27 protein-coding genes are annotated in these 25,163 nt (G+C 41.0%); 21 read left to right on the forward strand and 6 right to left on the reverse strand.

Annotated elements, in window-relative coordinates:
- The first annotated feature begins 89 nt into the window (after window positions 1–89).
- From F3059_RS06345 to F3059_RS06420, 16 genes are all read left to right on the forward strand, one after another.
- Window positions 90–395, forward strand: coding sequence for a hypothetical protein (locus F3059_RS06345; protein WP_151167351.1), 306 nt, complete (start codon window positions 90–92; stop codon window positions 393–395).
- A gap of 23 nt (window positions 396–418) precedes the next feature.
- On the forward strand, window positions 419–2,293 hold the full coding sequence (mutL, locus tag F3059_RS06350; protein WP_151167353.1) for a DNA mismatch repair endonuclease MutL: 1,875 nt from the start codon (window positions 419–421) through the stop codon (window positions 2,291–2,293).
- Complete coding sequence (locus F3059_RS06355) at window positions 2,293–3,171, forward strand: rhomboid family intramembrane serine protease (protein ID WP_223274557.1); 879 nt, start codon at window positions 2,293–2,295, stop codon at window positions 3,169–3,171. The genes mutL and F3059_RS06355 overlap by 1 nt, the downstream gene beginning before the upstream one ends.
- Before the next feature lie 22 nt (window positions 3,172–3,193).
- Window positions 3,194–3,772 (forward strand): zeta toxin family protein, encoded by a 579-nt coding sequence (locus F3059_RS06360; protein ID WP_151167355.1) that lies wholly within the window; start codon window positions 3,194–3,196, stop codon window positions 3,770–3,772.
- Window positions 3,759–3,950, forward strand: coding sequence for a hypothetical protein (locus F3059_RS06365; protein WP_151167357.1), 192 nt, complete (start codon window positions 3,759–3,761; stop codon window positions 3,948–3,950). The genes F3059_RS06360 and F3059_RS06365 overlap by 14 nt, the downstream gene beginning before the upstream one ends.
- Window positions 3,951–3,965: 15 nt before the next feature.
- Entirely contained in the window at window positions 3,966–4,874 is a 909-nt protein-coding gene (locus tag F3059_RS06370) for a rhomboid family protein (protein WP_151167359.1), read from the forward strand.
- Between the two features lie 10 nt (window positions 4,875–4,884).
- Window positions 4,885–6,003: an endonuclease/exonuclease/phosphatase family protein gene (locus F3059_RS06375; protein ID WP_151167361.1), complete on the forward strand. Its 1,119-nt coding sequence runs from the start codon at window positions 4,885–4,887 to the stop codon at window positions 6,001–6,003.
- 84 nt (window positions 6,004–6,087) lie between these two features.
- A complete protein-coding gene (locus F3059_RS06380) occupies window positions 6,088–6,756 on the forward strand; it encodes an ABC transporter ATP-binding protein (RefSeq protein ID WP_151167363.1) in 669 nt (222 codons plus the stop codon).
- The gene (locus F3059_RS06385; RefSeq protein ID WP_151167366.1) at window positions 6,749–7,978 is read left to right on the forward strand and encodes an ABC transporter permease; all 1,230 of its coding nucleotides are present in this window, start codon (window positions 6,749–6,751) and stop codon (window positions 7,976–7,978) included. Before F3059_RS06380 ends, F3059_RS06385 begins: the two co-directional genes overlap by 8 nt.
- Complete coding sequence (locus F3059_RS06390) at window positions 7,978–9,225, forward strand: ABC transporter permease (protein WP_151167368.1); 1,248 nt, start codon at window positions 7,978–7,980, stop codon at window positions 9,223–9,225. The genes F3059_RS06385 and F3059_RS06390 overlap by 1 nt, the downstream gene beginning before the upstream one ends.
- 2 nt (window positions 9,226–9,227) lie before the next feature.
- Window positions 9,228–10,313 carry an efflux RND transporter periplasmic adaptor subunit gene (locus F3059_RS06395; RefSeq protein WP_151167370.1) on the forward strand — a complete coding sequence of 362 codons (1,086 nt, stop codon included), beginning with the start codon at window positions 9,228–9,230 and terminating at the stop codon, window positions 10,311–10,313.
- A 44-nt stretch (window positions 10,314–10,357) separates the two neighbouring features.
- Complete coding sequence (locus tag F3059_RS06400) at window positions 10,358–12,250, forward strand: RecQ family ATP-dependent DNA helicase (protein ID WP_151167372.1); 1,893 nt, start codon at window positions 10,358–10,360, stop codon at window positions 12,248–12,250.
- Between the two features lie 261 nt (window positions 12,251–12,511).
- A complete protein-coding gene (locus F3059_RS06405) occupies window positions 12,512–12,907 on the forward strand; it encodes an RNA-binding S4 domain-containing protein (RefSeq protein ID WP_151167374.1) in 396 nt (131 codons plus the stop codon).
- A 35-nt stretch (window positions 12,908–12,942) separates the two neighbouring features.
- Complete coding sequence (gene fmt, locus F3059_RS06410; RefSeq protein ID WP_151167376.1) at window positions 12,943–13,905, forward strand: methionyl-tRNA formyltransferase; 963 nt, start codon at window positions 12,943–12,945, stop codon at window positions 13,903–13,905.
- Window position 13,906: 1 nt separating this feature from the next.
- On the forward strand, window positions 13,907–14,326 hold the full coding sequence (locus F3059_RS06415) for a cupin domain-containing protein (protein ID WP_151167379.1): 420 nt from the start codon (window positions 13,907–13,909) through the stop codon (window positions 14,324–14,326).
- A gap of 168 nt (window positions 14,327–14,494) precedes the next feature.
- Window positions 14,495–14,767, forward strand: a complete 273-nt coding sequence (locus F3059_RS06420; protein WP_151167381.1) for an HU family DNA-binding protein — start codon at window positions 14,495–14,497, stop codon at window positions 14,765–14,767.
- Window positions 14,768–14,838: 71 nt separating this feature from the next.
- Here F3059_RS06420 and F3059_RS06425 read toward each other — a convergent pair whose 3' ends face one another.
- The 3 genes from F3059_RS06425 to F3059_RS06435 form a co-directional block, all read right to left on the reverse strand.
- Window positions 14,839–16,209 (reverse strand): hypothetical protein, encoded by a 1,371-nt coding sequence (locus tag F3059_RS06425; RefSeq protein ID WP_151167383.1) that lies wholly within the window; start codon window positions 16,207–16,209, stop codon window positions 14,839–14,841.
- 148 nt (window positions 16,210–16,357) lie between these two features.
- Window positions 16,358–17,425, reverse strand: a complete 1,068-nt coding sequence (locus F3059_RS06430; RefSeq protein ID WP_151167385.1) for a M42 family metallopeptidase — start codon at window positions 17,423–17,425, stop codon at window positions 16,358–16,360.
- Between the two features lie 13 nt (window positions 17,426–17,438).
- Entirely contained in the window at window positions 17,439–18,296 is an 858-nt protein-coding gene (locus F3059_RS06435; protein WP_151167387.1) for a hypothetical protein, read from the reverse strand.
- Between the two features lie 206 nt (window positions 18,297–18,502).
- On the opposite strand from F3059_RS06435, the gene F3059_RS06440 reads away from it, so the two are divergent.
- A complete protein-coding gene (locus F3059_RS06440; protein ID WP_151167389.1) occupies window positions 18,503–19,993 on the forward strand; it encodes an MltF family protein in 1,491 nt (496 codons plus the stop codon).
- A 2-nt stretch (window positions 19,994–19,995) separates the two neighbouring features.
- On the opposite strand, the gene F3059_RS06445 is transcribed toward F3059_RS06440, so the two are convergent.
- Genes F3059_RS06445 through F3059_RS06455 form a run of 3 tightly spaced genes read right to left on the reverse strand, consistent with a single transcriptional unit; the run spans window position 19,996 to window position 22,183 of the window.
- Complete coding sequence (locus F3059_RS06445) at window positions 19,996–20,721, reverse strand: outer membrane beta-barrel protein (protein WP_151167391.1); 726 nt, start codon at window positions 20,719–20,721, stop codon at window positions 19,996–19,998.
- Between the two features lie 26 nt (window positions 20,722–20,747).
- Window positions 20,748–21,092 (reverse strand): hypothetical protein, encoded by a 345-nt coding sequence (locus F3059_RS06450; RefSeq protein ID WP_151167393.1) that lies wholly within the window; start codon window positions 21,090–21,092, stop codon window positions 20,748–20,750.
- On the reverse strand, window positions 21,089–22,183 hold the full coding sequence (locus tag F3059_RS06455; protein ID WP_170265084.1) for a peptidoglycan DD-metalloendopeptidase family protein: 1,095 nt from the start codon (window positions 22,181–22,183) through the stop codon (window positions 21,089–21,091). Before F3059_RS06455 ends, F3059_RS06450 begins: the two co-directional genes overlap by 4 nt.
- Window positions 22,184–22,265: 82 nt before the next feature.
- Here F3059_RS06455 and F3059_RS06460 point away from each other — a divergent pair, with 82 nt between their 5' ends.
- From F3059_RS06460 to F3059_RS06475, 4 genes are read left to right on the forward strand one after another with little or no spacing between them, the layout of a single operon-like run.
- Window positions 22,266–22,898: an SRPBCC family protein gene (locus tag F3059_RS06460; protein WP_151167397.1), complete on the forward strand. Its 633-nt coding sequence runs from the start codon at window positions 22,266–22,268 to the stop codon at window positions 22,896–22,898.
- A gap of 60 nt (window positions 22,899–22,958) precedes the next feature.
- A complete protein-coding gene (locus tag F3059_RS06465; protein ID WP_151167399.1) occupies window positions 22,959–23,567 on the forward strand; it encodes a CPBP family intramembrane glutamic endopeptidase in 609 nt (202 codons plus the stop codon).
- A complete protein-coding gene (locus tag F3059_RS06470) occupies window positions 23,542–24,687 on the forward strand; it encodes a glycoside hydrolase family 3 N-terminal domain-containing protein (protein WP_151167401.1) in 1,146 nt (381 codons plus the stop codon). Before F3059_RS06465 ends, F3059_RS06470 begins: the two co-directional genes overlap by 26 nt.
- A 2-nt stretch (window positions 24,688–24,689) precedes the next feature.
- Window positions 24,690–25,139, forward strand: a complete 450-nt coding sequence (locus F3059_RS06475) for a DMT family transporter (RefSeq protein ID WP_151167403.1) — start codon at window positions 24,690–24,692, stop codon at window positions 25,137–25,139.
- Window positions 25,140–25,163 lie beyond the last annotated feature (24 nt).

Below are 25,163 nucleotides of genomic sequence, written 5' to 3' on the forward strand. Positions count from 1 at the left end.
AAATGAACCAATTCATGAATTTCCCCAACACTCGATGTGCATAACCACGTATATAGTCACAAAATCATTTTGTATTTTTGGCCATCAGTATGCGATATACGATTTTCAAACAAAATAAACCGCGCGGCTTTGGCTTTAAGCCGCGTTACTATGATGCTGAGAAAGAAGCTCTCGATGCACGCGTAGCTCAAATTGAAAAGCAGGTAGCGTTGGAAAAAGAAGGCAAAGCTGCTGATGCCAGTGATCTCAGATCAAAGATTAAATCTCAATGGGGTCACGGTCAGAGCCGTAAAAAAGCCAACAAGAAGTCTAATTTGAGAGTTGCGCTCATTGCCGGAGTACTTCTACTCCTCTTTTACCTTTTCATTTACACAGATTTCCAACTACCATTTTAACACTAAACTGAGAAACAATCAGAATGGCGAATATCGTTCAACTGTTACCCGATAACATTGCCAACCAAATAGCCGCGGGTGAAGTTATTCAAAGACCCGCATCCGTAGTAAAAGAACTACTTGAAAATGCTGTAGATGCTGATGCAACTGAGATTGACCTCATCGTTAAAGATGCGGGTAAAACACTCATTCGCGTAATCGACAACGGTAGCGGAATGAGTGACGAAGATGCGAGAATGGCGCTGGAACGTCATGCTACATCTAAAATTCGCAGTTCAGATGATCTTTTTTCTATCAAAACAATGGGATTCCGCGGTGAGGCTCTGGCTTCAATCGCATCGATTTCACATGTAGAGATCAAAACGAAAGAGCGCAGTAACGACCTCGGTTCTCAGGTTTTAGTCGAGGGATCTGAAGTTAAAAAACAAGAACCCACTCAAACCAAAAACGGAACATCAATAGCTGTTAAAAACCTGTTTTACAATGTTCCAGCTCGTAGAAAGTTCCTAAAAAGCGATCAGGTTGAGTTGCGACATATCATCGATGAATTTGAGCGTGTTGCATTGCCAAATCCGCATATCAAGTTTACATTTCATCACAATGACAACGAATTGTTCCACTTAGATCCGGGTTCTTTCAGGCAGCGAGTTGTAGCTGTGTTCGGTAAAAAATTCAGAGAGCGACTGGTTCCTGTTGAACAAAAAACGAATATTTTGGACTTGCGCGGATTTGTTGGTAAACCGGAGTCTGCCCGCAAAACCAGAGGTGAGCAGTTTTTCTTTGTCAACGGACGTTTCATCAAATCGCACTACTTGCATCACGCTATCAGTGAGGCGATGGAGGAGCTGATTCCAAAAGGTTATCATCCTTCCTATTTCATCGAACTTCAGGTTGAGCCAGACTTTATCGATGTCAACATCCACCCGACTAAGACTGAAATAAAATTCGAAGATGAACGGGCTATTTACGCGATTGTGAGCAGCTCAGTAAGGCAGGCAATCGGGCAGTACAATATAACGCCAACGATTGATTTTGAACAGGAAACCAGTTTTGATGGTCCCTCCTCAAATAAACCGGTTACGCCACCACAGATTAAGGTAGATACGAGCTACAATCCGTTTGAGGAAAACAAACAGTTTGGCGGTAAACCAGGCTCTGACCGAAAAAAATTCAGTGGTTCTGAAGCATCAAAGGCGATGCAACGAGAGAATTACGAAAAGCTCTTTCGGGCGAATCCAGAAATGGCAAAATGGACGGCTCAACACCTCGATCAGGAAGATGAAACTCCAGAAGAAACACAACAACAGTCTTTTGAAGTTGAAGAAAAAGAGCAACACAAAATGCCGTGTATTCAACTTCACAAAAAATATATTTTATCAACGATCAAGTCTGGCGCGGTTTTGATTCACCAGTCGAGAGCTCATGAACGAATTCTTTTTGAGCGTTTCACTGAGTTTCTAGCGAATAATCCGGCCAGCTCGCAGCAATCCTTATTTCCGCAACAAGTTCAGTTCTCAGCTCAGGATGCTACATTGGTTGAAGAATTGAGCGATGAATTGAAAATGCTCGGGTTTGAATTATCGGGATTTGGGAAAACTACATTTGTTGTTCAGGGAATGCCTGATTATGCTGTCAACCAGGACCCACAAGAATTATTGGAGACTGTTTTAGAGAACTACAAGAACAACTTACAGGAATTAAAGTTAGATAAACAGGAAGCTTTTGCGCGCTCACTAGCGCAGCGAACTGCCATTATAGGTGGTAAGGAATTATCTCGTGACGAGATGTTGGTTTTGATCGAAGAGCTTTTTGCCTGTTCAAACCCCTACACCACACCGGGTGGCCGACCTATTATTCATACTTTTACGATTAAAGAATTTGACAAACTATTTAATTGATGAACCAACACAGAGTTGGAGGCTTTCAGATGCTGCCTCCGGTAGTTAAGAATTTATTGATTATAAACGGACTCATGTTCCTGGCCACGATGATGTTGCAATCATCATTTGGTATCAGACTCAACGATATGCTTGGCTTACATTGGATTGGTTCTCAAAAATTCGAGATCTATCAGGTGATTACATATATGTTTATGCACGGTAGTTTCTCGCATATTTTCTTCAACATGTTTGCTGTTTGGATGTTTGGTAGCGCCATTGAAAACACATGGGGATCTAAACGATTTCTCACCTACTACGTCATTACAGGAATTGGTGCAGCATTCTTGCATTATGTGATCCTTTACTTCACTGATATTGCTCCGGTTATTAGCTTAATCGATCAGTTTTTGAATAATCCTTCATCAGACACACTCAGAGCCTTACTTGCCGAACACAAGTTTGAAATCAGCAAGCAATTTCACGGAAACATGTACGATATGTTTCGCAATGCTCAGGCAAGTTTGCAAAGCGTTGCCGATGGTGCAGGATCTGAAGCGGACGTAAAAAAGGCTTACGCATTTATAAATGAATATCGCTTGCATTTTCTCAATTTACCAAATGTGGTTGGAGCATCAGGTTCGTTGTTTGGATTACTGCTGGCATTTGGAATGATGTTCCCTAATGTTAGGCTATTCCTCATATTTCTGCCTATACCGATTAAAGCCAAGTACTTTGTAATTGGCTACGGCTTAATCGAATTTGTATCTGGTTTAATGAATAGTCCGGGCGATAATGTAGCGCACTTTGCTCACCTTGGCGGAATGCTATTTGGTTATATTTTGATTAAAATTTGGCAAAACCGAAACCAAAATAACTCTTATAACGATTATTATTAGACTTATCAAGTTATTGATATAAATGAAAAAACTCTACATAATAGGAGGATGTAACGGAGCAGGTAAAACAACTGCATCTTACACTATTTTACCTGATATTCTCGATTGTGAAGAGTTTATAAATGCTGATGAAATAGCGAGAGGGTTATCTCCTTTTAATCCTGATAAAGCAAAGATTGAGGCTGGTAGGATTATGCTCAAAAAGATTAAAAGCTTTATTGATGCTGGAAAAAGCTTTTCCTTTGAGTCTACTTTAGCTACAAAGAGTTATTTTAATATTATTGAGAGAGCTAAAGATGAAGGATATGAAACAACCTGTATCTTTTTTTGGTTATCATCTCCTGAGCTGGCAATTAGCCGCGTGAAACAAAGAGTTAAAGAAGGAGGACATGATATTCCGGTAAACGTTATCAAAAGACGCTACAAAAACGGAATTGCCAACTTTTTTGATTTTTATGAAGAAACAGTTGATAGCTGGGTATTCATTAATAATTCAAATAAAAAACAAGAGATAATTGCTGAAGGTGGATCTAATCAACTGGATGTATATAATACTGCTATTTGGAATGAAATAAAAAAACAATTGAATGAGTACAGCTAAAGAACTAAAAATAGAAAGAGACAAAATTGTAAAGGGTCTTGAACTCGCTTACGAAAGACTTGTGAAATACAAACGGCAGATTAACAGCCCTTTGATTATTGAAAAAGATGGTAAAATAATTGAACTCGATCCTTACGAAGCACCAGATAAAGTTAAATACAAAAGAGGGTTAGAATAACACTGATTTATTCGTATGACAAATAATTTCATCGTTGAAGATTTAAAGAAAGTCCTTTACGGTCGCAATCACTTATCAAAGTTGATATTGATCAACGCGGCTGTTTTTTTGGTGCTCAACATAGCCTTAGCTATTGCCTCTCCGGCAACTGATGAGACTATTTTGCGAGCTATAGGTTTACCGGCCGGAATCCTGAATTCGATCCTTCATATTTGGACATACTTTACATACATGTTTGTACATGAGGGTTTTTTCCATTTTCTCTTCAACATGCTGTGGCTCTATTGGCTCGGCCGCATTTTAGCTGATATTTACGGTCAGAACCGTGTACTCATCCTCTATATTTTTGGTGGCCTAGCTGGCGGGGTACTCTATGTGCTCGCATCGGTTTTTCCTTCGATTATTCCACAGTCGAGCTTTTTAATTGGTGCATCTGGCGGAGTTTTATCTGTAATGATAGGTGCCGCTACCCTACTTCCTGACTTCCAGTTGAGACTGCTTTTCTTTGGAAACGTCAAGTTAAAGTATCTGGCTCTCGTTGGATTCATTTTATCGACAATTCTCGATCTCAACGCCAATACAGGAGGTAAAATAGCGCATGTTGGCGGAGCCGGTTTTGGGCTGCTTTACGGAATGCAATTGCGCAACGGAAAAGAAATCACCGATCCAATTATCGACTTTTTTGAAAACATCTGGAAAGTCCTACAACCCAAACCAAAGATGAAAGTCGTGCACAAAAACACGAAAAAGAAGTCGGCCGGGAAACGCAAAGCATCGGCTTCAAAAGGCTCTGACCGTTCATCTATGAGCGATGATCAGGTACAGAAAAGAATAGACGATATACTCGATAAAATATCACACTCGGGTTATGATAGTTTAACTTCTGAAGAAAAAGATTTCCTTTTTAAGATGAGCAAACGTTAACTTTGCGGTTATGCGTAAAGTAATTATCGCCATTTTTTTAATTGTCAGCATTGTTCTGGCTCTTATGCTCCTACTTTCTCATCTATCTGCTAAAGTGGATTTGCAGTTCCTGCCTGAGTTCAAGGTTATGGGGTTGCTCTATCCTTATTTGCTTTTTGCTAATTTGGCAATAATACTACTCGCTCTATTTTTCAAGCCTTTCCTAGCCATATTACCGCTTGCAGCGATTTTAGGAACTCTACCAAAGCCGCTCGAAATCTACGCTTACAATAAAGATGAAGTGCGCGTAACAGGCAACTCTAATGAAGTTAAAGTGCTGAGCTACAATGTTAGGCTATTCAATAAATACAGTTGGAAGGACAGTCTCAAAACGCGGGATAGCATCATGAACTTTCTCAGCCGTCAAGATGCTGATGTTTATCTTTTACAGGAGTTTTATCACGGTCAAAAAGGTGAAAACACTCAGAATTACCAACTGGTGCCTAAACGACTCAATGCGACAAATACTTACTTTGAATATCAGGAAACGAAAGATAAGAACCCGAAATACTTCTTTGGGCTTTCTACATTATCAAAACATCCTATTATAAAATCGGGAGTTGTGGTCCCGCGATCTGATCAGGAAAACTCTAAAGCAAATGCGACTTTCAGTGATGTGAAAATCGGTAATAAAACTATTCGAATTTACAATGTTCACCTGAGGTCACTCGGTTTTAATAATCGCGATTATGAGTTTTTGAAAGATGTATCCAAAAAGCCAAACAATGAAAATTTAGAAGGTGGAAAGTCGATTTTGAAAAAGCTGATTCTAGCTACGGAGAAAAGAACTAAAGAAGTAGATGAATTGCTACTTCACATGAGTGATAGTCCCTACCCTATGATCATAGCCGGAGACTTTAATGAGACTCCATTCACGTTCAATACTCAACAGGTAAGTCAACTCATGAAAGACGCATTTTTAGAAGCTGGAAACGGTTTTGGTTTAACCTATGAAGGTTTTGGCTCAATACCCAGTATGCGTATCGACTATATTTACGGTAGTCACTCTATTCAATTTGAGAAATTCCAAACTCATTCTGTGAGTTTCTCAGATCACCGCCCTATCAGTGCTACATTTACAGTCAATTAAACCGATAAAGCCACTTGTCACGTCAGGTTCCCGCCCGACAAAAAATGTGTTCCCAGTAATATTTCAAAAGCTATTTTTGCTGCTATGATTAAACTCGAGAATATCGAAAAGTCTTACAAGACTGGAGCGAACTCACTCAAGGTCCTTAAAGGAATTGATTTGCACATCAAAGAAGGCGAGCTGGTTTCTATTATGGGTTCATCAGGTAGTGGGAAATCCACGCTTTTGAATATTCTCGGAATTTTGGATAATTACGACACTGGGAAGTACCTGCTCGATGACATGCTCATCAAGGATCTGAACGAAACAAAAGCAGCAAAATACCGCAATCATTTTATCGGGTTTATTTTTCAATCGTTCAACCTTGTAAGTTTTAAGTCTGCTCTTGAAAACGTGGCTCTCCCACTCTATTACCAAAAGGTTTCGCGCAAAAAACGAAATCAAAAGGCGATGGAGTACCTCGAAAAAGTAGGATTAAAAGAATGGGCTCACCATTTGCCAAATGAACTTTCGGGCGGACAAAAACAACGTGTTGCAATAGCCAGGGCGCTCATCACGAATCCTAAGGTTATATTGGCTGATGAGCCTACTGGAGCACTCGATACAACTACGTCACACAGCGTGATGGACATGCTCAAGGAAATTCACAGTCAGGGTAATACTGTAGTTATCGTGACCCACGAAAATGACATTGCTGAAATGACTGATCGTATTATTCGTTTAAAAGATGGTAGAATAGAACAAAATGTTTGACCGCGACAGCTTTGCTGAAATAGCACAAACCATACGCACAAACAAGTTGCGTACTTTTCTCACGGGATTCAGCGTGGCGTGGGGAATTTTCATGCTTATTATTTTACTCGGTTCGGGTAAGGGTTTACAAAACGGTGTAGAAAAAGACTTTAAAGATGATGCGGTCAATTCTGTATTCATTACTCCCGGAAGTACCTCCAAAGCATACAAGGGCATGCAGCCCAATCGGAATATCGTTTTCAAGAACGAAGATTACGAGTACATCAAAAACAATATTGACGGTGTAGAGCACATTACCGGCCGATTCATGAGATGGAGTGAGCAGGTTTCCTCAGAGAAATACAGTGGATCATTTTCGCTTCGCTCTGTCCATCCTGATCACAAATTCCTGGAAAACACGATTGTGGAAAGTGGCAGATACATCAACCAAAAAGACCTCGATGACGAGCGCAAGGTTATTGTTATTGGAAGAAAAGTTCAACAGGAACTCTTTCCTACCAGGCCAAATCCTGTAGGAGAAAATCTCCAAATGGCTGGAACAATGTTCAAAGTGATTGGTGTCTTCACCGATGAAGGGTCATCAGGCGAGGAGAATACCGTTTACGTGCCTGTTAATGTGGCTCAAAAAATTTATAACGGTCAGAACCAACTCCAGCGCATCATCTTCTCAACCGGTGATGCTTCTCTCGAAGAAGTCAATTCCATGACAGAGCGCGTAACCGATTACTTTTCAAAGAAACTACTCTTCGACCCCACAGATACACGTGCACTACGCGTGAGAAACCTTGCAGAGGAATACCAAATGATTACGAGTATTTTCACCGGCATCAGCCTTTTCATTTGGGTGATCGGGATTATGACTGTAATAGCTGGTGTTATTGGTGTGAGCAACATCATGATGATTGTAGTGAAAGAACGCACAAAAGAAATTGGAATACGAAAAGCATTAGGCGCTACACCATTTTCCATTGTGATTTTGGTTCTGATGGAATCGGTGATAATTACATCCATTGCCGGTTACATCGGTTTAATCAGCGGAGTTGCGTTACTGGAGTATTTGTCTTCAGTTGTTCAGGCTCCTATGTTCCAAAATCCTGAAGTGAATTTTCAAGCCGCTATTTGGGCCGTAATATTATTGGTGATAGCTGGCGGAATTGCCGGCTTATTCCCTGCCATGAACGCAGCTAAAGTAAAACCCATTGTTGCACTAAGAGATGAGTAATGTTTGACAGAGACCAGTGGAACGAAATATACGCTACATTGTCGCGAAACAAGCTTCGCACGGCTCTGACCGCCTTTGGTGTAAGCTGGGGAATTCTCATGCTCATCATCATGCTTGGTGCCGGACAGGGACTCAAAAACGGAACACTTCAAATGTTTTCGGGCAGAGTAGCCAACAGTGTTTTCATGTGGTCGATGTTCACAAGTAAACCTTATGCCGGCTATCAGGAAGGTCGCAGAATTCAATTTACAAATGACGATATCGAACTGCTAAGAACTCAGGTTCCTGATATCAACCTCATCTCTCCCGGTTTGCAACTTGGCGGATGGCGTGGAGCTAACAACGTATCGCGAGGAGATAAAATCGGTGCTTTTGAGATCAACGGCTACACACCTGAGGCTAAAGATGTAAAACTGCTTCAAATCCCTAAAGGTCGCTTCCTCAATGAACGCGACATGACTGATTACCGAAAGGTGTGTGTAGTTGGTGATATTGTTGCAGATGAACTATTTGAAAAAGGTGAAGATCCTCTCGACAAGTACATCGAGATCAATGATGTTTACTTTAAAGTCATCGGGCAGTTCAAATCGTCACTCAGTGGTGATAGAGCCGAAAATGAAGACCGCAGTATTTACATTCCTTTCACAACTTTTCAGCGCACTTTCAATAAAGGCAATGAAGTCGGTTGGTTCGTACTTACAGGAGATGATGGCGTTTCAGCAACATCGGTAGAAGAAAAAGCAAAACAGGTTCTGAAAAAAGCACATAGTGTACATCCGGGTGATGTAAGAGCAATTGGAGCCTGGAACATGGAACGCGAAATGACACGTTTCCTCAACATGTTTTCCGGAATTCAAATTCTCTCGTGGACAGTTGGAACGCTTACTTTACTGGCAGGGGTAATCGGTATTTCCAACATCATGCTCGTCATCGTAAAAGAGCGCACAAAGGAAATTGGCGTTCGCAGAGCAATGGGAGCAACACCTTTAAACATCATTCAGCAAATCATTTTAGAATCCATGGTTCTGACCACTATAGCCGGTATCCTCGGATTTATAGCCGGTGTTTTCCTGCTGGAACAAACGAGCCAACTCATTCAACACAAGTTTTTCGCTAACCCTGAAGTCGACTTTACAATCGCCATTACAGCACTTTTGATTTTGATCATTTCGGGAGTGTTTGCCGGAATCATGCCCGCATCGCGAGCAGTTAGAATTAAACCAATTGAAGCATTAAGAACTGAATAAATATGAAGACAGCAATTCGCACCATCTTGTTACTCGCAGTTTTAGGAGGTTTTGGATACACCCTTTTTTACCTCTACAACAAAAACCAGGAGCCTGCAACAGTTTACGAAACGGTAAAGCCAACGATCAGAACCATCAAACAACAAACCGTGGCAGCCGGCTCAGTTACTCCGCGCAATGAGATTTTGATCAAGCCTGTGGTATCTGGAATCATCGATGAACTCTACGTTGAACCCGGTGACAGAGTATCTGAAAACGATCGCATAGCACGCATCAAGATCATTCCTGACATGGTGAATCTCAACAATGCACAAAACCGCGTTAAACAAGCAAAGATTCAGCTCAACAATGCCAAACAGGATTTTGATCGCAACCAGCAACTCTACGATCAGGGCGTAATTTCAAAAGCAGATTTCCAACCCATAGAAATCGCGTACGACAATGCCCAACTCGAATTGCAAGCCGCAAAAGACAACCTGTCTATCATTCAAAAAGGTATTAATAGCTCTTCTCAGGAAGCCTCAAATACAATTGTGCGCTCCACTATTTCAGGAATGGTATTAGACGTTCCCGTAGAACGCGGCTTCCAGGTTATTGAAGCCAACACTTTTAACGAAGGAACAACCATTGCCTCAGTTGCTGATATGGGCGAAATGATCTTCGAGGGATTTCTGGATGAAGCTGAAGTGGGAAAAGTTCAGGAAGGAATGGATATTTCCCTCAAAATAGGTGCCCTTCAAAACAAGACACTTGATGCCAAACTCGAACATATTTCGCCAAAAGGAGAAGATAAAAACGGAGCAATCCAGTTTAAGATCAAAGCTGAAGTATTACAGGATGATTCAACTTTCATCAGAGCAGGATATTCTGCCAATGCTTCAATCACACTTGCCGAGCGCAAAGATGTGCTCTCAATTAGTGAATCAGTTGTGGAATATAAAGAAGGGAAAGCTTACGTTTATGTTCAGCAGGATTCACAAATGTTTGAGCGCACACCTGTTCAACTTGGATTGAGTGACGGAATTCAAACAGAAGTAATCAGCGGAATCGATAAAGACGCTGTGCTGCGCGGAAAAGAAAAACGGTAATCGTTGAGCAATTCGGCTCGTTCTCGTAATTTGGCCTTTTCACAATGGAAAGTCCATTAAGCATATTGAATAAGTACTGGGGTTTTGACTCGTTCAGAGCCATGCAACGCCCCATTATTGAGAGCGTCCTCGAAGGGAAAGACACGTTAGCGCTACTTCCTACCGGTGGCGGTAAATCGATTTGCTACCAGGTTCCGGGAATTGCACTTGGCGGTGTAACCGTTGTTATTTCTCCACTCATCGCACTGATGCACGATCAGGTTGCAGGTCTCAAGAATAAAGGGATATCAGCTATTGCTCTCACTTCAGAGCTCAACTATCGTCAGCTCGATATTGTTCTCGACAACGCAGTTCACGGCAAATACCAGTTCATTTTTGCCTCTCCGGAGCGACTCAAAACAGACCTTTTCACGGAGCGACTCAAAAGAATGGATGTCAAACTCCTGGCTATTGACGAAGCGCACTGTATATCTCAATGGGGATACGACTTTAGGCCCAGCTATTTGGAGATAGCATCGATAAGGGAGCTGCTGCCTGATGTACCGGTTCTGGCTCTGACCGCAACCGCAACACCTGAAGTGGCAGATGATATCCAGGAACGGCTGAATTTTGAACAACCGAACATCATCAAAGGTGATTTTGCTCGTAAAAACCTCTCCTATTTTATCACCGAGACAGAAAAGAAAGATCCGCTCCTGTTAAAAGCACTCCAAAAAAATCCGGGTTCTTCTGTCATCTACTTCAAATCGCGCAGGAAAACACGGGAATATTCAGACTGGCTCAACAGGCAGGGAATAAGTGCTAATTACTACCACGCTGGTTTGAGAAGTGATGACCGGCAAAAAATTCAGCAAGACTGGATTAAGGGAAAAACACGAGTGATTTGTGCTACCAATGCATTTGGGATGGGAATCGACAAACCCGATGTGCGCACCGTTTTTCACCTCGATTTGCCTGATAACTTAGAATCTTACTTCCAGGAAGCAGGAAGAGCTGGAAGAGATGGCGAAAAGTCTTTTGCGATTACGCTTTTTCACAAAAGCGATTTTGATGAGCTGCAACGCAGGTTTGAGTTGAGCTTCCCTCCCATCAGCGAGATCAAACGTATTTACCAGGCCATGGGAAACTACTTTCAAATTGCTGAAGGTGGCGGGTTTGAAACTTCACACGAACTCGATATTCAAAAGTTTTCCCGCAATTTTGATTTACAACCGCTCGTGGTTTTTAGCGCATTGAAAATACTTCAGCGCGAAGGACTCATCAGCTATAACGAATCAGGTTTTTACACTTCCCGCTTTATGTTCCTGGTCGATAACCGAACACTTTACGATTTCAAATTGCGAACACCTAAAATGGCGCCACTCATCGATACAATCCTGAGATCCTATGAAGGGTACTTCGATGATTTTATCTCTGTTTTTGAATCGCGTATTTCGCAAAAACTCAAATCGACTCGTTACGAAGTGGTAGCCGGACTCAATTACCTCAAAAAGCTGGAGATAGTCGATTACACTGAACAGAGCGAAAGTGGAATTGTCACTTACACGCGAGAACGCATTCCCACTTCCTCATTCCGCTTACAACCCGAAACGTACAGCGATCTGAAAGAAAGGGCACAAAAGCGCCTCAAATCAATGGAAAACTTTGTGAGCAACAAAGAAACCTGTAGATCTGTAATACTGCTCAATTATTTCGGTCAGAACCGTACCGAAGAGTGTGGCATTTGTGACTACTGCATCAAAAAGAAAAAAGGGAGCATCGCTTATGCTAACCTGAATGAATACGTGAAACTTCATAAAACCTTCACGCTCGAAGAAGCCGAGCAGGCTTATCCTAACATCGGAAAGGATTCATTACTGGAAAACCTCAGGCTATTGATCGATGAACAAACCATTGAAGAGGTTGAAACGAATAACTTTAGATTGAAAAAGAAATAAAAAACCCCGCAAAAATGCAGGGTTTTTTGAATTCTCACAGGACTATTAATGTTTAACTAATGAGAAGTAAAATTCTCACAGTCATAAACTTAATCCATCATTTTATTCTTTTCTACTATTTAGCTTTAACTATAGAAACAATCTTTACCATCTAGCAATCAACACTTTCATATATTGTGAAAATAAAGTCACAGAAATATTCATAATTGACTTTTGACACTTGAGTGATTGTTATACTTTAGAGTTTAAACACAAAAAAGAATGGCAGGAGTACGAGTCGATAAGTTTCTGTGGAGCACGCGAATTTTCAAAACACGATCAATTGCCACCAAAGCCTGTAAGAATAACAAGGTAAAGATGGAAGGCGAAGTCGTAAAACCCGCTAAAGAAATCTCAATAGGTGATGAAGTTGATGTGAAAAAGCGCGGAGTTTGGTTTCGCTACCGCGTACTTGAGTTGCTGAAAAAGCGTGTTGGCGCAAAGCTCGTACCCGACTACATCGAAGATATTACTCCACCAGAGGAAAAAGAGAAGCTACAGGTCATTCAAACACGTGTTCAGTTTGACCGCGATAAAGGAACCGGCAGACCAACGAAAAAGGAACGCAGAGAACTTGACGATTTTCTATCTTACTGGGACGGATGGGAAGATGATTAGCCCAAAATCACCACCTTTGTGCAAAACAATCGAATATGAGCAAGTCGCTACGTATCGTTTTCCTGGGAACACCAGATTTTGCAGTTGAATCATTAGAAGCACTTCATCGGTCAGATCACGAAGTTGTGGGAGTCGTCACAATGCCCGATAAACCCGCAGGTCGCGGACACAAGCTCAAAGCGTCACCTGTCAAGCAGTTTGCCTTGGATAACGAGATCCCTGTCCTACAGCCAAAAAACCTGAAAGACGAAGACTTTATAAAAGACCTGAAAGCTCTCAGTGCCGATTTACAAGTCGTAGTAGCTTTCAGAATGTTACCTGAAGTTGTTTGGAACATGCCATCCATGGGAACCATCAACGTACATGCCTCACTCCTTCCACAATATCGTGGTGCAGCTCCAATCAACTGGGCCGTCATGAATGGTGAAAAATACAGCGGTGTTACAACGTTTTTACTCAAACACGAGATTGACACCGGAAATATCCTTTTACAGAAGGAAGTAGCAATAACCCCTGAGGACAATGCAGGCTCCCTGCACGATAAGCTCATGAAAGCCGGAGCAAAGCTGCTTATTGAAACTGTTGACCGCTATGTTGATGGCAACCTTCAACCCACTCCGCAAAGCGATGTTAAAATAGATGGCGAACCCAGAAAAGCTCCAAAAATATTCAAGCCGGACTGCCAAATAGATTGGAGTCAAGATGCTGAAACGATTCACAACAAAATACGCGGATTGAGTCCATACCCCACTGCCTGGACGAAAATATCAGGTATAGGCGATAGAGAGAAAACATTGAAGCTCTACCAGTCAGAACCGGCTGATGGTCACAAAAAGCTCGACCCTGGTGTGGTTCTGACCGAAAACGATCAATTCATCGTTGGAACCGGAACCATACCTATTATAATAAAGGAACTACAAATGGAAGGAAAGAAACGCATGAGAGCGAATGATTTCCTCCGCGGGTTACACGATAAAGAATACCTAAAACTCAATTGATATGAAACAGTTATTCATTACTGCACTATTATTAGTTATTGTCAAACTTGGGGTTGGACAGTTTTGGCAAAATGCAGCTGATATCGTTCCAAATGAAGAATACGATAACATCCATGTTCAAAAAGTCCATACAAGCGAAGAGGTGAGCTCATTCGTAATTTGGGTGAAGAATGAAGTAAAACCTCACCACCACGGTAACCATGTTGAACATGTGTACGTGATTGAAGGATACGGAACCATGTTATTAGGTGATGAACTAAAAGAAGTTAAAGCTGGCGATATAATTGCCATTCCGCCCAATATTATTCATGCAGTCAAGACTCTCTCCAAAACTCCGCTCAAAGTGATAAGTATACAGGCACCTGAATTTTTCAATAAGGATAGAAACTATGTTGAATCAGAAAATTGGCCTCCAAAATGAGCTAAAACCCGCAATGGGGTTGATTTTAAGCGCAGTTATTAACAAACCACCCGATTTATTAACAAAAAAGCCTGTTTTTCGTCTAAACCCTTGTGTAGCTTGGCTATTCCCATAAATTTGATAGCGATTTGAAATTAATTTATTGTTTAATCCTAATTTTAATTCAAAATGAACAAAGCAGAATTAATCGACTCGATTTCAGAAGGTGCTGGAATCACAAAAGCAGACGCTAAAAAAGCTCTTGACGCTTTTATTGACACAACTACTAAAACCCTAAAAAAAGGTGATCGTCTATCACTAGTAGGTTTTGGTTCTTTCTCAATTTCTGAGAGAAGTGCAAGAACTGGACGTAACCCACAAACGGGTAAAGAAATTCAAATTCCTGCAAAAAATGTTGTGAAGTTCAAAGCAGGTGCTGAGTTAGCAGATTCAGTAAACTAAGAACTTTTTTATATCATGCTGGTAAAGCCTCTCGAATTTCGAGGGGCTTTCTTTTTTTAAGTCTCTTTGAGTTATAGCTTGATGCTAATTTCTTTTTTATCAAGCATGATTAAAATCAAAAGAGGCAGCATCCATACTACTCTCGCCTGATAACGATCATAGGGAGCACTGAGTCCGGCAGTAACCATTGAGTTGACAACTATTCCGACCAAAAGAAATAGCACTAAAAAGGCTGTTTGTCTTTTCTTGTCAGGATTTAAGGAATAAAGAACCAATATTGCCAGTGATATAAAAAGGACGAGCACATTAACTTTATTGAGAAAGTCAAATTGTAGAGCTTGACCATTAAACTTGTTTTGTTTGGAATTTAAATAATCATTCAGCTCTTCTCTAAATCGCCAGTGAATTTGTCCATACGGAGCACTTCCTTGACCGTAAGCTGAGAGACCTTCACCTATTTTATTCCTTGTTAGCTGAACTCCACCATATATCAGAGACTTTGAGATACTTTGAACTAATAATCCTGGATCCTTGTGAATCCCATAAATAACCTCATCAAAATCCTGTTTTCCTTTTTCCCAGGCATTTGTTTTAGACACAATGCCATCTCCACTCCAAATAAAACCATCGATAGTTGTGGGCAACTCTTCTTTATAATCACAAAGAGTATTTCCTCCAAACCAGGGTTGATCGCAGTTTTTGTCGAGATAAGGCTTAACAAGTCCTTTCTCATTCAAACTAGCCAGTAAAAATACATGGGATCCTTTAGAAAGAACAAATTCTTCGCTAATTGAGTAATTGATAAAAGGCAGAATAATCCAGCTGGATAACACTAATAATGAAAGAAATACACTGTTCTTAAGAGAGAGAAGAATCATCTCCTTACCTCTGGTTAATTTCACGATCAGAGCCAGACCAACCATTATCGTTCCGATCATTAGATGAGAAAAGTGAACGAGCAACGAAACCGTTAGTATCAATCCGACCAACACATTTCTAACAATTGAGCCCTTCAAACTTCCAGATAGAAACAGGTAAAGTGAAATAATGGCAATCGGAGCAAAGAAATCAGGCATTAACTGGTTAGAATACCATCCTATTCCTGTAAAGAAGACCAGAAAAAGAGTAATCAATAAGTAACTCTTTTTCAACCTATCAGTTTTGTATAAACTCCTAAACAGTTCATACAAAACATAAGATGTAATCAGGTTCTGAACGAAAATCACAAACCATGCTGAAGTCTTGAAAGAGAAAAATCGCAGAAATAGTCCATACATTACAGGTCTGTCATTGGGTACAAACACATCAAATCCACTGTAAATATATGTTCCAGTGTCAGAATAGACCAATGGATAACCATTGTAAAGGCCAATCAATGATAAAATAAGTGTACCAATCAATACAATTGAAATCGGTTTGGCTTTTTCTTTAAAGTTACTCATAGTAGAAGTCAACAAGAGTTTGATATGTAGAGATAAAAGTTAAGGTCTGATGCCAAAAATAGTGAATATTAATTCTGATCAGTAATCAGCAATAAAAACACTTCGAGAACAAACCCGAAGTGTTTTATATAGCCATGAATGTTGCCTTCTACTTAATATATCGAAAATCCTGTTTGTTCTTGATCGACTTAACGGCATGATAGATCAGGTCGATTACCTGTTCCACATCTTTCTTGTGCACCATTTCTACCGTTGTGTGCATGTAGCGCAAAGGCAATGAAATCAATGCTGCTACAACTCCACCATTACCGTAGGCAAATGCATCAGTATCTGTTCCTGTAAAGCGTGAGGCTGCTAATCGCTGGAATGGGATTTTATTCTTATTTGCTGTGTCCATGATCAGCTTGAGTAAGTTATTTTGAACTGCAGGTGCATAGCTGAGCACCGGACCTTTTCCCGCTGCAAGATCTCCTTCAGTCTTTTTATTAATCAGCGGTGTTTGCGTGTCGTGACAAACATCAGTTACAATAGCAACATCAGGCTTTATACGCTCAACGAGCATTTCGGCTCCTCGAGTTCCTATCTCTTCCTGAACTGCATTTGCAACGTAAAGCCCAAACGGCAATTCATCTCCATTTTCTTTTAATCTGCGAGCTACTTCAGCAATCATGAATCCACCAACTCGGTTGTCCAACGCTCGACCAACGTAATATCGATCGTTGAGCTCCATAAACTCATCCTCAAACGTCACTACGCTTCCAACATGAATTCCGAGCTTTTCCACTTCTTCTTTTGATGTACAACCACAATCGATAAAGATATTATCAACTTTAGGATACTGTTCCTTGCTCTTGCGTGTGTGAATAGCCGGCCAGCCAAAAACTCCTTTCACAACTCCTTTTTCGCCCTGAATATTCACTCTTTTTGAAGGTGCAATCATGTGGTCAGATCCGCCATTTCTCCTTACATAAAGAAAACCATCATCAGAGATATAATGAATGAACCAACTAATTTCATCAGCATGAGCTTCAATAACAACTTTGTATTCAGCCTCAGGATTTATGACTCCAACTGCTGATCCAAAATTGTCAGTAAAATACTCATCTACATGTGGCTTGAGATAGTCTAGCCACATTTCCTGTCCGGGCGATTCAAATCCTGTTGGTGATGCAGTATTCACATACTTTTCAAGAAATTCAAGTGCTTTTTTATCCATTGATTATTACAGTTTAAAGATTCATTAATTCAATATCGTACTCTCCTTTACTCGTTGTCATTTTCACCTTGTTATCACATGAACCATTTCCCCAGTTAAGTGTGCGAGAGGGTTTTCCTTTTGTTGTTAGTGTGATAACACCTCTTGAAAAATAAACACATTCATTCCGTTTTTCCAATTCTTTATCGATCAGAACCATGGTTGAATCAAGATTTCCTCCAACTATCTCGCCCCCTCCGGTTATTCCAAACTCATCGTTATTGTGAGCTTCGAGACCATCGTAAAAAATATTGTCGTGAAAACCACTCTTGAATTCGCGATCAAACTCACCTGAAAATGTAGCTCCGTAACCTACAATACCCATGTAGTTGAGCTCCTCAATGCGTGTTTTGAAGAGAATCGTTTCGTCTTGGGTGTAACCTAGCTGCTGGATTCTAACTGTTCCACTCAATACGTAGTCGTCTACCCTGAGGTCTACGGCTCTGACCGTGAAAAAAGATCCCTGCTCTAGTGTGTTTCCCCTCACTTCTACCACGAGTTGACCATCCAGACTTATTGATTCTTCGAGCGTACATGAATTGAACTGTATTTCCACATCAGTTCTTCCATTTTCATTTGTGGTGATTGTAGTATCTGAACAGTTTGTAATGTACTTACCCTGGTATTCAACCTTTGATGTATCTACAATAAGTGAAGTTGCTGTTTCAAAAGCTATATCGTTGAATAACTCGGCAAACTGGAGGCTCATTACAACGTTTTTACCTTCCCTTTTGGGGTGTGTTTCAGTTTGCGGAATATCGGGTTGTTCTGTCTCGCACGAAAGCAAAAACATCAACAGGTACAAACTCGTTATGTAACCGATATATTTCATAACATCAATCTTGCAAAGTACTGCATTTTTCAGCCACTTGTAAAGAATTATGCAAATTAAAGATAGTTTTGCGCAAAATGTTTAAACATGAACTTTTCAGATAGTCAACTCGTATTTGCCGTTGCGGTGTTCGTAATTTTTATTATCTTCATCGGCCTAGCATATAGAAAAGATTTTAAACGAACACCTGCATATTTTAAAGGAACATGGAAAGTTTTACTAGCAATAGTCGTAATTTTTGGAGTTTTCTACTTAACCGTAAAGCTGTTTGGATAGCTTTATTCGTTTTTGCTTTTGCCGGTTGTAATGATGATGCGGCAGAAGAAGAACAAGAAGCTAAAGTCCAGGATCAGGAACAATCTGATGTTCTCAAAGATATTCTCGAAAAGGATAAGCTCATCGCTCTTACTGATAACAGCGCTACCAGTTATTTTATTTACAGAGGTCAACCGATGGGTTATGAGTACGAGTTGCTCGATCTTTTTGCCAAATACCTCGATGTAGATTTAGAAATAAAAGTTGTCGATAACATCGATGCACTTCTCGATAGCCTTGAAACCGGTAAAGGTCACATTGCTGCAGCTAACCTCACTGTTACTTCATCTCGCAAAAACCGTTTTTTGTTTTCAGAACCTCACCTCAGAACCAAGCAGGTTCTTGTACAAAAAATGCCTGATAATTTCCGCAGACTCACACGCAATCAGGTTGAGCGGGATCTTATTCGCGACCCGGTTGAACTGGCAAACGAAACTGTTTATGTGAGAACCGGAACTTCTTTTTACGACAGATTAGTTAATTTAAGTGATGAAATTGGCGATACTATTCACGTTGGTGAGCTCGCTGGTGTTGTTGAAGCTGATAGTATTCTTTCAATGGTGAGCAGCGGACAAATAAAGTATTCTATTGAAGATGAAAATGTAGCGCGTTTCTTCCAACCATTTTATCCCAATGTCGATATTCAAACTTCTATTTCTTTTAGTCAGAACATCGCCTGGGCTTTACCGAAAAATGGAAATAATCTTTTAGATACTGTCAATAAGTGGATCACAGCTGAGCAAAGTACCAGCGACTACGCTTATATTTACAACAAGTACTTCAAGTGGAGCAAAAAGAGTAGACAGGCAGAGAGCAATTACAGCTTAAAAGGTGGAGGTATGATATCTCCATACGACAATATGATTAAGCAATACGCCAATAAAATTGACTGGGACTGGCCTCTGCTCGCTTCTGTTGTCAAGCAGGAAAGTAATTTTGACCCAAACATTAAGTCATGGGCAGGAGCTGTTGGACTGATGCAGGTATTACCCGCAACTGCAATTCAGTACGGTGTGGATTCACATCAACTTGCTCTTCCTGAGCCGAACATTTTTGCCGGTACACAATACATGGACTGGATCGAAAATTACTGGAGTCGAGAACTCGATGATACTACTGACGTACTCAAGTTCACGCTCGCTTCATATAATGTTGGACTTGGTCACGTGAAAGATGCTCGCAGACTGGCAAAAAAATACGACAAAGATCCTGATAAATGGGACAACAACGTAGCTTCTATGCTCCTGAAGAAAAGTAATCCTGAATACTATCAGGACGAAGTTGTTTTACACGGTTACTGCCGCGGAGTTGAACCATATAATTACGTAAAATCAATCTACAGTCATTACGACCACTACTCCAATTTCATGGAGGAGAAGTGATATTACTCCTTCACCTTCTTCTTCATAGGAGGCTCAGGAAAGTAATAACGGAAGTCAAGGGTGAGATATGTTCCCTCAATATCGAGAGTATTCTCTGTTAATGGAGAATCGAAAAAACCGATCTTGGAGAGGTAAAAGCTATCAAATGGTTGATGAAATGATCCGCCAACGTAGAATATTCCATGTTTTTTGTGTCTGAACTCAAAACCTAAATTCGCCATGACAGATCCCTGTATCCAACTTCTGCGAACCGTTTCGTGGACGTAGTCTCCGCGATCAGCTTCGCTGAATACATCAGAAGGAAATAGGTCTATCACACCTCCCATTCCGGCTGTCATGTAAACACGATCATCGAGCTGAATGAAAACAAGACCCATAACCGGAATTTCATATCCAATAAGGCGATAATCCATATTCGCTTCAAAGCTGTTGTTGAGGCTGTCGACTTTTAAGTTGAAGTTGCGCTGCACGTAGGAAATACCAGATTCAATCGAAAAACGATCACTGATCCCGTAACGGATCATTCCGCCTGCGTTGTAGCCAAACTGTTGATTATTGCTGTAAGTAACGTTGTTTTCTGTCTTTGAAACTGTTCGTGCATTTAAAAAGCTAACAGGGAGCATTGGCTTGAACTGCACTCCAAAAGTAAGCACCCGTTCCTGAGCATTAGAACTCAACGACACAAGTGTTAATAAAGCGATACTAACTGCACTCAGTATTTTCTTCATAATGGCGTAACGCAATATTAAGAGTTTTATGCTTTGAAGAGTCCAACAATTAACAAAGTGAGCATGATCAAAAGAAAAACCAATAGAATTATTCGTAATCCTTTGTAAGGGATAAAACGCTTACGGTATTTCCCAATAGCCATGTTGTTAAGCGGTTTCACGTGTTTTACATCGTTGGATCTGACCGCAAACATCACCTTTCTCGAATGATCCTGTTCAGTGTCAACATCCTTCTCGTACCAGATTTCATTTTCATTCAGCAATTGTTCAAAATAATCGCCCTGCTCAACAGATTTGAAAAAGAAAACCTCAATTCCTTTTGCAGTAGGGTGAGTTCGCCAATTGGTGAGGTCAAATCGATCTAAACTCATATCACCCGTATCTTTTGCCCCACGTAGAGCGTTTGATTTCTACTGATTCCGTTCATCCTGCAAATCTCACTAACCGATGTTCCGTACTGTTTTGCAATCTTATAGAGGAAATCGCCACGTTTTACTTTATGAAAGTGCGTACCGGCCGGAAAAGCAGCATAGCCAAATTGTGTCTTTTTGAGAACAAGGACATCGTTTTCCACACGTTCAGAACCGAAATCGATAAACGTGTGCGGATTGAGCGGAACTCCCTTGAATCTAACCTCAAAGTGAAGGTGACTGCCAGTTGAGTGACCAGATGAACCTCCCAAACCAACAACATCTCCGGCTTTGACAAAGTCGCCCGGTTTCACTTTAAATCGATGGAGATGTGCGTAAATCGTTTCCAATCCGTTGTAGTGGCGAACAACCACTACTCTACCATAACCACCGTAATATCTTGCAACTCTTACCATTCCCGGAAATGCAGCCTTCACCGGATCCCAAACCTGGAGATCGATATCCACGCCATTGTGGTTCCGACCATCGCGCCAGCCAAATTTAGAGGTGATTTTACCGGAATAAGGATGATGATATTCCTGCAAAAGCTTGCTTCCTGTGAGCTGTAAATTGATCACGGTATCAGAAGCTATTAACTCGTTAGAATTGTAAGGGTTAGGAACGCTGGTATTCCACTCAGGATAATAAAATGAAGCCGGATAAGCTGAAGTATCAAAACCTTCATTCTCCTCAAAGTTGTGATGAGCAACAAAATAATTGATCTGGTTGATGAGCGGGTACGGAATAGTGTCGAGTTCAAACAACGAGTCGATCACTGTGAAGACTTCATCAAAAGTCATGGTTGGAATCGACAGATAGAGATCTAACTGTTGTATCAATTTTGATGAAGCATTTGGGAGAGCAGCTAAAGAGTCCCTGTAATGTAAGGCTTCAGACCTGTCGAGCTCCTCTACCTCTTCAAAGAGCATCTCTTCACCGTACATTACCATAGCCGACAGAGTATCGCCCTTTGCATGAGCCGAATTAGCTCCCAAAAAGCCCATAAATAAAACTACAATAATAGTGTGACGCAATAGTTCCACAATTCGCACAAATATTTATATCAAAAGGGATTACGCTAACACGCGTACTTCAACAGGTTTAATTATTTTGCACTACCAAAATTAAGAAACCATGAAAGCTCTCAAAATTATAGGTTTTACTTTAATAGGACTACTACTAATTGTAATTGTAGTTGGTTATATGCAACCGAGCAAGGTTGAATTGAGCGTTTCAAAAGTCGTGAACGCTCCTGTTTGCGCAGTTTTCGATCACGTAAATAATCTCGAAAAAAGAACTGAATGGTCGCCATGGGAACAACTTGATTCGGCAATGAAAATCGAATACGGACAGGTCAAAAAAGGGTTAGGTGCTAACTACAGCTGGGAAAGCCCAGATCAGGGATCAGGAGAGCTACGATACATAGAAGTTGAAAAAAACAAACGAATTAAATCTGAAATCGATTTTGGTCAGTCCACAAAATCATACGGTACATTCTCCTTCCAGGAAGTTGCTGACGGCACTAAAGTAACCTGGAAATTTGAAACAAATATGGGCAGCAACCCATTCCAGCGAATTTTTGGAGTGATTGTTAAAACAGCTATCAAAACTACATTTGAAGGCGGACTCAAGAATCTCGCGAAAAATGCATCAGCCGATAAAAACAATCCAAACTGTATTGAAGCCATTCCGTCCCAGACTGAACAACCTGCAGAGGATAGCGCAACGGTAAATGCATCACAGCCCGATTCAACATCTGCAAGCTAAATTTGCGGTACTCTCTTTAAAGTAGCACATTTGTTCAGCCTCACGAAAAGGTGAAGTTGAATGAATAAAAAACGCTTATATTTTCTCGGCCTCATTACCCTTATCGGGTTTCCACTTGTCGGAATTACAATTGTAGGATTTGTTGAAGACCAGCCCCGCTCTTTTCCCTGGTCATTTGAACAATCGTGGTACATGCAGCTACTCATTGGTGCCATTATCGGAGTAATTGCCGGATTTGGCGCATGGCGCATCACACTCACAAAATTCATGAGCGATATCCTCAATCGCTACGGCAAACTCGTGAAATCCTTTAAAATGAATACCTGGGATTCACTATTCATGTCTTTGTGCGCAGGAATAGGTGAAGAAATTCTGTTCAGAGGTGTCATTCAACATTACTGGGGCATTTGGCTAACAGCCATTTTCTTTGTCGCCATTCACGGTTATCTCAACCCGCGCGACTGGCGAATATCCATTTACGGAGCTTACATGACACTCGTCATTGCCGGAATTGGTTACCTTTACGAGTACTCAGGAATTGTAGCAGCAGCAACAGCTCACGCTGCAATCGACTTTGTACTATTCACCAAAATGAACAACCACCGTTACCAAACCGAAACAATTGAGGAAAAAGAACCGATCGATGAAAACGAAATTGATACTCTTTAGTCTGCTCGCTACATTCAGCGCCTGCAACGGACAACCAAAACAAGAAAAATTGACAACTCAACGGTCAGAGCCGAAAAAGCTGTCGTTCAACCTCAGTGACTTCTACTCCAATCGGGCAGAGTTAGATGAAAAAGTACAGCGAGTATTTGATGAGTTAAAGCCCTCAGAGCGACTCGCACAAATGATCATCACAAGTGCCGGAGAGCTGGGCAAACCACAAGCTACAGTTGCTAACCTTGTAAAAAACAATAAAGTTGGCGGAGTGATCTTTTTGAAAGGAAACGGATCAGATCACAAAAAATTCATCGATTCATTAAACGCAATTTCTGCTAAACAAAGTCAACTTCCACTCATCTACAGCATTGATGCTGAGCCATCGTTGATCAACAGCCGTTTGCCAGATGTCAAACAGAAATTCCCAAAGACGATTGACATCAAATCTCCTGAAGAATCAGCCCGCGTTGCGACTGATATTTCAAATAAGATCAAAAATTTCGGATTTCACTACAACTACGCACCGGTTGTGGACCTCAGCCCGAATAACGAAGCCATTAAGTCGCGGAGCTTTGGATCTGACCGTGACAGTGTGATAGCTAAAGCAAAGGCATTCATCAAAGCAACTCAGGATGAAAATGTTGTTTCGTGTGCCAAGCATTTTCCCGGGCACGGATTTGTTGAAGGTGACACGCATAAAAAGCTGGTTTATATCGATGGCGAATTGAAGGAAGTTGATGTTTACAAACCGTTGATAGAAGAAGGTGTCTTGAGCATCATGATCGCGCACATAGCGGTTGAAAACAACGAGAAATACGGCACTGATGGAGCTCCGGCCAGCATTTCGAAAAACATCGTGACAGATTTGCTACGCAACGAACTAGGATTTGAAGGCATTATAACGACTGATGCAATGAATATGGTTGGCGCAACGAGCTCTGGTGAAAGTGCTCCATTCCTGGCCGCTGAAGCGGGTTGCGACATGATCCTGATGCCCCCGAATGAAACAGCGCTTTTGAAAGAAATGCAGGCTGAATACGAACAAAATAAAGCTTTCAGGAGTCAGATTGATGAAAGCATCAAACGTATTTTGAGGTTAAAAATCTGTCTTGGATTAATCGAATAGTTATGAAGAGTTCAACTTTATTTATCGTTCTTTCATTAGCAGCCGGTTTGGTAATTCCGCTACAGGGAGCACTGAACGGAATTTTGGGAAAACAAATGAATCACCCGCTCCAGGCGACATTCATCTCCTTTTTGGGTGGTGTTTTTTTCCTTTTCATCTTACTCATCATCATCAATCCTGATATTCCTACCTGGAGCATGCTCAAGGGAAATCCGTGGTACATTTACACCGGTGGATTTCTGGGAGTCATATTTGTGACAATGGCACTTTTGTCTGTTCCCATAATCGGAGCCGGAAACTTTTTAGCTGCAGCACTTACGGGACAAATGGTAGGCGCGATTATCATCGATCATTTTGGGATCTTAAACGTTCCTGTTCAACCAATTACATGGACAAGAGTTTTAGGGGTTCTCTTTCTGTTTTTAGGGGTTTACCTCGTGAAAAGAGGGTGAAGCCGTCATTTGTAGAATCATTTT

Source organism: Salibacter halophilus, from assembly GCF_008806325.1.
Lineage (GTDB): Bacteria > Bacteroidota > Bacteroidia > Flavobacteriales_G > Salibacteraceae > Salibacter > Salibacter halophilus.